Here is a 7,692-nt window from a genome sequence, read left to right as displayed (position 1 = left end):
CCCCGCGACAGCACCGCCGCCAGCGTCCCGCTCCCCCCGCCCACCACCAGACACGCCACCACGGCGAACGCCGCCACCCGGCGCTGCCGCAGCCGTCTGCCGCGCGCCGCCACCACCGCCATCGGCGCCGGGGCCGCACCGCTCTGCCCGGCCGCCGCCAGCCCCTTCAGCCCGGCGGCCAGCCGGTAAGGGTCATACCGGCCAGAACCATCAGCACCGCCAGTACCGCCAGTACCGTCAGACACCGGGAGCCTCCTCCGAGTACGGGTCGCGCAACCGCCCGGCGAGCGCCGCCCGGCCCCGCGACAGATGGGTCTTGACCGTCCCGCCGGACAACCCCGTCTCAGCGGCGATCTGCTCGACGGACAAGTCGCACACGTAGTGCAGCGTCACCGTCCGGCGCTGCTGCGGCGACAACTCCCGCAGAGCCTCCACCAGCTCCACCGGACCCGTGTCCGGCCCCGCCACATCCGGCGGCCCGCCATGCCGCCGCCAGGCGTCCTCCGCCCGCCGCAGCCCACGCCACCGGCTCACCGCGAGCCGCCACGCGACCTTGCGGATCCACGCCTCCGGAGCCCCGTCCCGAGCCAGCTGCCGCCGCCGGCTCCAGCCCCGGACGAACGCCTCCTGCACCACGTCCTGAGCCTCGTGCAGATCGCCGAGCATGACGTAGAGCTGGCCCGTGAGCCGTCTGACCGCGTGCTCGTAGAACTCCTCGAACTCCTCGACGGTCAAACCGGGCTCCAAATCCGTTCGGTCTCACACCCCATACGCACGGGACCCCGCCGCCGGTTGACAGCGAACAGCAGAAATCCGCGAAACCGAACCACAGGACGAACGACAAGAGCACGAGACCACCGGCAGAACCCACAAAACCGGCACCAGACACACAGCACCGCACGGACCGGCCGACTACCCGCCCGCAAACCCCACACTCACGACGACGAACCATCCGGAATCACCGCGGACACCCGGAAACCACCCGAATCCGTCGGCCCCGACACAAACACCCCGCCCAGCGCCGACACCCGCTCCCGCATGCCCACCAGACCATTTCCACCACTCGGCAGCCGCACATCCGCACCCCCGTCCGACGGCCCGTTCTCCACCTGCACCGCCACCTCGGCCTCCCGACGCGCCAACCGCACCCGCGTCTTCGCACCCGAAGCATGCTTGTGCACATTGGTCAGCCCCTCCTGGACGACCCGGTACGCCGTCTGCTCCACCGACGCCCCGTACGGCCGCTCCGCACCCTCCGCCAGCAGCTCCACGACCATCCCCGCCGCACGCGACTGCCCGACCAGATCCTCCAGATCAGCGAGGCACGGACCCTCCCCGCCCTCACCCGTAACCAACGTCACACCCCGCGCCGCGGCCCCCGCCGACACCTCCGCCCCCGACCCCGCCTCCGCCGGACCACCCGAAGCCACCGCCACCGCAGCCGCCAACCGCGCCGGCTCGGCAGCCGACGGCTTCTCCGCCACCTGCCCCTCCGGCGTCCTCCGCAACACCCCGAGCATCTCCCGCAACTCGGTCAGCGCCTGCCGCCCCATATCCCCCACCAGAGCCGCGTTCCTCGACGCCTTCTCCGGATCCTTCACCGCGACCGCCTGCAACGCCGCCGCATGCACCACCATCAACGACACCCGATGCGCCACCACGTCATGCATCTCACGCGCGATCCGCGTCCGCTCCTCACTCCGCGCCCACTCCGCACGCTCCTCCGCCCGGTCCGCCAGCAGCGACAACTCCCGCTCCAGACCATCCGCCCGCTCCCGCAGACTCTCCACCAACCGCCGCCGCGCCCCGACATACATCCCCAACAGCACCGGCGGCCCCGTCAGCCCCAACGCCACCAGCACCGAGATCGCCGCGATGAGCCACACACCCGGCGTATAGCCGTCCTGCGCCATGTCCCGGTCAAACCGCACGAACACCACGACCAGCGACCCGACGACGGACATCACCGACAGCACCGCGATAATCCGGCGCGGCACATCCGACGCCGCGAGCGTGTACAGCGCCACCACGCCCAACAGAAAACCCATCTGCGCGGGCGTCACCGCGATCGACACCAGCACCGCCGCCACCGGCCACCGCCTGCGCAGCAGCATCACCGACCCGGCCAGCACCCCCACCAGCACACCGAACACCAACGGCACCGACGCCTCGTGCGCGAAACGAGCCCCCTCCGCCACACACTCCAGCACCGAGGCCAGAGCCAGACAGACATCCAGCACCAGACTCCGACGCCGCGCCCACCACCACGGCCCCGTCGGCGCGCCTCGCACGCCCATTCCTGCGGCTTCCCCCGTTGCGGTCATGCCTTCCAGCGTAAGGGGGCACGCCACCGGTTATCCGTTGCCTGCACCAGCACGCGCCCGACTCGAACGCGCACGAAAAGCCCCCTATTCATCCGAACTATTGAATCGACCATGTTTTCGGCCCTTGTGTCCGCATGAACGACAAGGCTGCCGCCATGACTGACGTACGACGCCGGGAAGGCGACGGGGTGGGCGGCCTGCGCGACGGCTCGGCCTCCTTCGACGAACTGCGACAAGCGGCCCTCACCCTCCGCAAGGAGGGCCTCAGCCGCCGCCAGATACGCGACCGCCTCAAAGTCGGCAACAACGACCTCCTCAACCGCCTCCTGGAGGGCGAGCCCCCACCGGAGTGGACCAAGCGCCCCAACGCCAAGGACGACCTGCGCGCCACCGCCCGCGAACTCCGCGCCCGCGGCCTCACCTACGACCAGATCCAACTGGAACTGGGCTGCTCGAAAAGCTCCATCTCCCTCTGGGTCCGCGACCTCCCGAAACCGCCCCCGCGCACGAAGGAGGAGGCATCGGCCATCGCCCGGCGGGGGTGGGAGGCGACGCTGGCGCGGCGGGAGGTGGAGCGGCAGGAGACCAAGCGCGCCGCCACGCGCGAGATCGGCGAGCTGAGCGACCGCGAGCTGTTCCTGATCGGGGTGGGGCTCTACTGGTCCGAGGGATCCAAGAGCAAGCCGTACCAACTCCGGGAGCGGGTCACCTTCATCAACAGCGATTCGGACATGATCGAGGTCTACCTCGCCTGGCTCGCCCTGCTGGGCGTGGGCAGTGAGCGCCTGGTGTTCTACGTACACATCCACGAGTCCGCGGACGTCGCCGCCGCGGAGCGGTACTGGGCGGCTCTCGTGGGAGTCGACGTCTCGGCCTTCGGCAAGACCGCCCTGAAAAAGCACAACCCCAAGACCGTGCGGAAGAACACCGGGGACAGCTATCGGGGGTGTCTGAGCATCCGCGTTTCGAACGGCGCTGATCTGTACCGTCGCATTGAAGGCTGGTGGTACGGCATAGTGGTCGCTGCGTGCGTGGCCGGTTCGGCGAATCGGACATAGCGGACGAATCATCCCGGGTCGTCTAAAGGCAGGACAAATGGTTTTGGTCCATTGAATGAGGGTTCGATTCCTTCCCCGGGAGCCGGAGTTCGGGTCCTGACCCCCAGGTCAGGACCCTTCCTCGTTTCAGGCCACTTACGCACCGGTATCCTTCGGTTGTCCACCACCCGAAGCCGAAGGGCACACCCGTGAGCGCCAACCGCCCGGCAGCCGTCGTCGTCCTCGCAGCGGGTGAGGGCACCCGCATGAAGTCGGCTACCCCCAAGGTCCTGCACGCGATCTGCGGACGGTCTCTCGTCGGTCATGTCGTCGCCGCCTCCCGCGAGCTGGATCCCGAGCACCTCGTCGTGGTGGTCGGGCATGCCCGCGAGGAGGTCTCCGCGCATCTCGCCGAGATCGATCCCGCCGTCCACACCGCCGTGCAGCACGAGCAGAACGGCACCGGCCACGCCGTGCGCATCGGGCTGGAGACGCTGAGCGACGGCGGCGTCGCGCTCGACGGCACGGTCGTCGTCGTCTGCGGCGACACCCCGCTGCTGACCGGCGCGACGCTGCGGCAGCTCGCCGAGACGCACGCCGCCGACCGGAACGCCGTCACGGTGCTCTCCGCCGAGGTCCCGGACTCGACCGGGTACGGGCGGATCGTGCGGGACGGCGCGAGCGGCGCGGTGACCGCGATCGTCGAGCACAAGGACGCCTCGGAGGCGCAGCGCGCGATCAAGGAGATCAACTCCGGTGTGTTCGCGTTCGACGCGCAGTTGCTGACGGACGCGCTGGGCAAGGTGCGTACGGACAACAGTCAGGGTGAGGAGTACCTCACGGATGTGCTCGGCATCCTGCGGGAGGCGGGGCACCGGGTGGGTGCGGCCGTGGGTGGTGATCACCGGGAGATTCTGGGGATCAACAACCGGGTGCAGCTCGCCGAGGCGCGTCGGCTGCTCAATGAGCGGCTGTTGAACGAGGCGATGATGGCCGGTGTGACGGTCGTGGATCCGGCGACCACGTGGGTGGATGTGTCGGTGGAGTTCGAGCCGGACGCGTTGGTGCATCCGGGTTCGCAGCTGCTGGGTTCGACGCGGTTGGCGGCCGGTTGCGAGGTGGGGCCGAATGCTCGGCTGAAGGACACGTCGGTGGGTGCGGGCGCGGTGGTCACGAATACGGTCTCGGACGGTGCGGAGATCGGTGCGGGGGCGAGTGTGGGTCCGTACGCGTATCTGCGGCCGGGTACGCGGCTGGGTGTGAAGTCGAAGGCCGGCACGTATGTGGAGATGAAGAACGCCGTGATCGGCGAGGGTACGAAGGTGCCGCATCTCTCGTATGTGGGGGACGCGACGATCGGTGAGTTCACCAATATCGGTGCGGCGAGCGTGTTTGTGAATTACGACGGTCAGGCGAAGCACCACACCACGGTGGGGGCTCATTGCCGTACCGGTTCGGACAACATGTTTGTGGCGCCTGTCACGATCGGGGACGGCGCTTACACGGCGGCGGGCTCCGTGATTACGAAGGATGTGCCGCCGGGTTCGCTGGCGGTGGCCCGTGGCCAGCAAAGGAATATCGAGGGTTGGGTGGCTCGTAAGCGCCCGGGGAGCGCCGCCGCGCAGGCTGCTTCCGCCGCTGGTGCGGAGCCTGACGCCGAGCAGTGACCGCGAAGGGGTGCGCCGTTGGGGGCGTACCGTGATAGGCGCGCACAAAGTGCCCACCATTCCATTGAGCCCATTCCATTGAGCTGGCAAGGAGACCGTGCTGTGACCGGGATCAAGACGACCGGCGAGAAGAAGCTGATGCTCTTCTCCGGCCGCGCCCACCCCGAGCTTGCGGAGGAGGTCGCTCATCAGCTTGGGGCGCACCTGGTCCCGTCCAAGGCGTTCGACTTCGCCAATGGCGAGATCTACGTCCGTTTCCAGGAGTCGGCGCGTGGCGCTGATTGTTTTGTGATGCAGAGCCATACGGCTCCCATCAATAAGTGGATCATGGAGCAGTTGATCATGGTCGACGCTCTGAAGCGGGCCTCCGCCGAGAGCATCACCGTGATCCTGCCGTTCTACGGCTATGCCCGGCAGGACAAGAAGCACCGCGGTCGCGAGCCGATCTCGGCGCGGCTGATCGCCGATCTGCTGAAGACGGCGGGCGCGGACCGCATCGTGACGGTCGACCTGCACACGGACCAGATCGTGGGCTTCTTCGACGGTCCGGTGGACCATCTGTTCGCGCTGCCGGTCCTCGCGGACTATGTGGGCGCGAAGGTCGACCGTTCGAAGCTGACGATCGTCTCGCCGGACGCGGGGCGCGTGCGCGTCGCGGACCGCTGGTGCGACCGGCTGGGCGCGCCGCTGGCGATCGTGCACAAGCGTCGGGACAAGGACGTGGCCAATCAGGTCACGGTGCACGAGGTCGTCGGTGATGTGAAGGGCCGGGTGTGCGTCCTGGTCGACGACATGATCGATACGGGTGGCACGATCTGTGCGGCGGCGGACGCGCTGTTCGCGAATGGTGCGGAGGACGTCATCGTGACGGCTACGCACGGTGTGCTGTCGGGTCCGGCGGCGGACCGGCTGAAGAACTCGAAGGTGAGCGAGTTCGTCTTCACGAACACCCTGCCCACCCCGAGTGAGCTGGAGCTCGACAAGATCACGGTGCTGTCGATGGCGCCGACGATCGCGCGGGCCGTGCGTGAGGTGTTCGAGGACGGTTCGGTGACGAGCCTCTTCGAGGAGCAGGCCTGACGGCGTAGGTCTGACGGCGTAGGTCTGACGGTGACGGCCTGACGGTGGCGGCGGGCCCGAGCTGATCGGGCGCGCGACCGTATCGCTTGATCGATTTCTGGGCGGCCTCCCCCGCCGGGTAGACTCACAGGGTTGCTCGGCGAGGGAGGCCGCATCCGTGTGGTGCGGCGGTCCGTTATCGACGCGCTCTTCGTAGCAGGTCTGTCGTGGGCCGGGTGACGCCCGCTGGATACGTCTACTACGAGGAGTCACCATGGCTGAGGTCAAGCTCACCGCCGAGGTCCGTACCGAGTTCGGCAAGGGCGCCGCCCGCCGCGTGCGCCGCGAGGACAAGGTTCCCGGCGTCATCTACGGTCACGGCGGTGACCCGAAGCACGTCGCGATCGACAGCCACGCCCTGATGATGGCGCTGAAGACCCCGAACGCCCTGCTGAACCTGGACATCGACGGCAAGAGCGAGCTCGTCATCCCGAAGGCCGTGCAGCGTGAGGCCATTCGCGGCTTCCTGGTCCACGTGGACTACCTGTCGGTGAAGAAGGGCGAGAAGGTCACCGTCGAGATCCCGATCCACACCGAGGGCGAGCTGGCCCCGGGCGGCAACCTGCTGGAGCACATTCTCAACACGCTGCCGGTCGAGGCCGAGGCCACGCACATCCCGGAGTCGGTCACGGTCTCCGTCGCGGGTCTGGACGCCGGTCACTCGGTGCTCGCCAAGGACATCACCCTGCCGGCCGGCAGCACGCTGGCCGTCGAGGAGGACGCCGTGGTGCTCCAGGTCGTCGCGGCGCAGGCCGAGGCCGCCGAGGAGTCGGGCGAGGACGCCGAGGGCGCCGAGGCATGAGCGGTTCCCCTGTGCGGGGCGCTTCCGGGCGTTTCCCGCACCGGTAACCTCTTCTCCAGCCGCCGTTCCACGCCGCAGGCGTCGGGACGGCGGCTGAGTGGCTTCAAGGAGACATGCAGATGACGGATGCAGCGGGGCCCTGGCTGATCGTGGGGCTGGGCAATCCCGGCCAGGAGTACGCGGCCAACCGCCACAATGTGGGCTTCATGGTCGCCGATCTGCTCGCGGGGCGGATGGGGTCGAAGTTCAAGGCGCACAAGGCGCGGGCGCAGGTCGTGGAGGGGCGGATCGGGGCGCCGGGCTTGTCGAGCCGCCGGGTGGTGGTCGCGAAGCCGATGTCGTTCATGAATCTGTCGGGTGGTCCGGTGACCGCGCTGCGGGATTTCTACAAGGTGCCGGTGGAGCGGATCGTCGCGGTTCATGACGAGTTGGACATCGATTACGGGACGTTGCGGCTGAAGCTGGGCGGCGGTGACAACGGGCACAACGGGTTGAAGTCGATGACGAAGTCGATGGGTCCGGATTATCACCGGGTGCGGTTCGGTATCGGGCGTCCGCCGGGCCGTATGCAGGTGGCGGATTTCGTGTTGAAGGATTTTTCCTCGGCGGAGCGCAAGGAGCTGGACTATTTCGTGGACCGGGCGGCGGACGCGGTCGAGTCGTTGGTCGTGGACGGTCTGGAGCGGGCGCAGAGTACGTACAACTCCTGATCCCGTACGCAGGACGGCGGCCCTTCACCAGTC

General features: G+C 68.4%; 7 protein-coding genes, 1 tRNA gene and 1 pseudogene. 6 read left to right on the top strand and 3 right to left on the bottom strand.

Features of this window, described 5'->3' with window-relative positions:
• The 3 genes and pseudogenes from ACFU99_RS25425 to ACFU99_RS25415 form a co-directional block, all read right to left on the bottom strand.
• Nucleotides 1-245: pseudogene (locus tag ACFU99_RS25425) on the bottom strand (hypothetical protein); the annotation flags it as partial.
• Nucleotides 238-735 carry a SigE family RNA polymerase sigma factor gene (locus ACFU99_RS25420; protein ID WP_384395746.1) on the bottom strand — a complete coding sequence of 166 codons (498 nt, stop codon included), beginning with the start codon at nucleotides 733-735 and terminating at the stop codon, nucleotides 238-240. The pseudogene ACFU99_RS25425 and the gene ACFU99_RS25420, both read right to left, overlap by 8 nt.
• A 200-nt stretch (nucleotides 736-935) precedes the next feature.
• The gene (locus ACFU99_RS25415; protein ID WP_384395744.1) at nucleotides 936-2,324 is read right to left on the bottom strand and encodes a sensor histidine kinase; all 1,389 of its coding nucleotides are present in this window, start codon (nucleotides 2,322-2,324) and stop codon (nucleotides 936-938) included.
• 155 nt (nucleotides 2,325-2,479) lie between these two features.
• Here ACFU99_RS25415 and ACFU99_RS25410 point away from each other — a divergent pair, with 155 nt between their 5' ends.
• The 6 genes from ACFU99_RS25410 (at nucleotide 2,480) to pth (ending at nucleotide 7,659) form a co-directional block, all read left to right on the top strand.
• A complete protein-coding gene (locus ACFU99_RS25410) occupies nucleotides 2,480-3,382 on the top strand; it encodes a hypothetical protein (RefSeq protein WP_384395741.1) in 903 nt (300 codons plus the stop codon).
• An 11-nt stretch (nucleotides 3,383-3,393) separates the two neighbouring features.
• A tRNA-Gln gene (locus ACFU99_RS25405) sits at nucleotides 3,394-3,464 on the top strand.
• Between the two features lie 106 nt (nucleotides 3,465-3,570).
• Complete coding sequence (glmU, locus tag ACFU99_RS25400; protein ID WP_384395738.1) at nucleotides 3,571-5,028, top strand: bifunctional UDP-N-acetylglucosamine diphosphorylase/glucosamine-1-phosphate N-acetyltransferase GlmU; 1,458 nt, start codon at nucleotides 3,571-3,573, stop codon at nucleotides 5,026-5,028.
• A 102-nt stretch (nucleotides 5,029-5,130) separates the two neighbouring features.
• On the top strand, nucleotides 5,131-6,108 hold the full coding sequence (locus ACFU99_RS25395) for a ribose-phosphate diphosphokinase (protein ID WP_363131192.1): 978 nt from the start codon (nucleotides 5,131-5,133) through the stop codon (nucleotides 6,106-6,108).
• 253 nt (nucleotides 6,109-6,361) lie between these two features.
• A complete protein-coding gene (locus tag ACFU99_RS25390; protein ID WP_384395735.1) occupies nucleotides 6,362-6,949 on the top strand; it encodes a 50S ribosomal protein L25/general stress protein Ctc in 588 nt (195 codons plus the stop codon).
• A gap of 119 nt (nucleotides 6,950-7,068) precedes the next feature.
• A complete protein-coding gene (pth, locus tag ACFU99_RS25385; protein ID WP_384395732.1) occupies nucleotides 7,069-7,659 on the top strand; it encodes an aminoacyl-tRNA hydrolase in 591 nt (196 codons plus the stop codon).
• The last annotated feature ends 33 nt before the right edge of the window (nucleotides 7,660-7,692 follow it).

Origin of the sequence: Streptomyces sp. NPDC057654, assembly GCF_042800135.1 — a bacterium.
Classification (GTDB): Bacteria; Actinomycetota; Actinomycetes; order Streptomycetales; family Streptomycetaceae; genus Streptomyces.
Note: the sequence above shows the minus strand (reverse complement) of the source record. Positions and strands in the feature narration are given on the sequence as shown.

Coding starts and splice junctions, on each gene's coding strand:
- ACFU99_RS25390 (WP_384395735.1), top strand. CDS start 6,362: ATGGCTGAGGTCAAGCTCACCGCCGAGGTCCGTACCGAGTTCGGCAAG.
- pth (WP_384395732.1), top strand. CDS start 7,069: ATGACGGATGCAGCGGGGCCCTGGCTGATCGTGGGGCTGGGCAATCCC.
- ACFU99_RS25410 (WP_384395741.1), top strand. CDS start 2,480: ATGACTGACGTACGACGCCGGGAAGGCGACGGGGTGGGCGGCCTGCGC.
- ACFU99_RS25415 (WP_384395744.1), bottom strand. CDS start 2,324: ATGACCGCAACGGGGGAAGCCGCAGGAATGGGCGTGCGAGGCGCGCCG.